Raw genomic sequence first — 1,011 nt, 5'->3', positions numbered from 1 at the left:
CCAGCCGCAAGCTCGTCGACCAGCTCGACGACCTCCGCCGCGCCCTGAAGATCAGGACCACACACCCGTAACCCGCCCGCATCCGAACGCACCCGTCCGCACGGGAACGTCACGGGAACACCACGGGAACACAAAGAGGCTCCTGTGACCCTCTCCGGGTCACAGGAGCCTCATACGCTCCACGGCGCCGCGCGCCGTACGACGTCAGTCGCGCTTGTCGCTCACCGCGTCCGACGGCTCCGCCGTCCGCAGCTCCTCCAGGAAACGGTCGATCATGCCGGACTCGCGGGCGTGCTCCGCGACCGACTCGCCGACGATCCGGCCCGCCAGCTCCGTCGCCAGCACACCGACCTGCTCCCGCAGCTCGGCCTCGGCGACCGCGCGCTCGGCGTCGATCACCGCGTGACCGGCGGAGATGATCTCCTCGCGCTGCTTCTGGCCCTCGGCCCGCAGCTCGGCGATGATCTTGTTGCCCTCCTCCAGCGACTCCTGGCGCAGCCGCGCGGCCTCGTGCCGGGCCTCCGCCAGCAGCTCCTGGTACTCGGCGTGCACACGCGCGGCCTCGGCCCGCGTCGACTCCGCCTCGTCGAAGCGGCCGTCGGTGGCCTCCTCGCGCTCCACGAGCACCTTGTTGATCCGGGGCAGGATCACCTTCGCCATCACGGCGAAAAGGATGAAGAACAGGACGGCCCCGAGCACGAGCGGCGCAGGCTCGGGCTTGAGCGGCCCTACGTCGAGAGCGAGAAAGTTCATGGCCATGGGGTGCAGATTAGTCGACGCCGAGCCGGAAGTCCGCCTCGCACCCCATTAGCAGACCCAACTCCCCACCGTCGTACGGATACCACCATCGGGCGAAAGCCTGCCGGACCCCGGTCACCGACCGTGCGGCGCCAGTAACTTGGCGCAGTTACTGCCCGCTCACGCCCGCCCAGAGCGCGCGACGCACCCCAGAAAACAACCCAAAAGGGGCACAGCCTTGCCCGTGGCCGTCACCCGACATCCGCCGCCACC

At 69.5% G+C, this 1,011-nt stretch carries 1 protein-coding gene; it reads right to left on the bottom strand.

The annotated features are described in order from the left end of the window. Positions 1–204 precede the first annotated feature (204 nt). Positions 205–759 carry a F0F1 ATP synthase subunit B gene (locus tag K6I34_RS37390; RefSeq protein WP_229332461.1) on the bottom strand — a complete coding sequence of 185 codons (555 nt, stop codon included), beginning with the start codon at positions 757–759 and terminating at the stop codon, positions 205–207. Positions 760–1,011 lie beyond the last annotated feature (252 nt).

The organism is Streptomyces sp. UNOC14_S4 (genome assembly GCF_020740835.1).
GTDB lineage: Bacteria > Actinomycetota > Actinomycetes > Streptomycetales > Streptomycetaceae > Streptomyces.
Note: the sequence above shows the minus strand (reverse complement) of the source record. Positions and strands in the feature narration are given on the sequence as shown.

Coding starts and splice junctions, on each gene's coding strand:
- K6I34_RS37390 (WP_229332461.1), bottom strand. CDS start 759: ATGGCCATGAACTTTCTCGCTCTCGACGTAGGGCCGCTCAAGCCCGAG.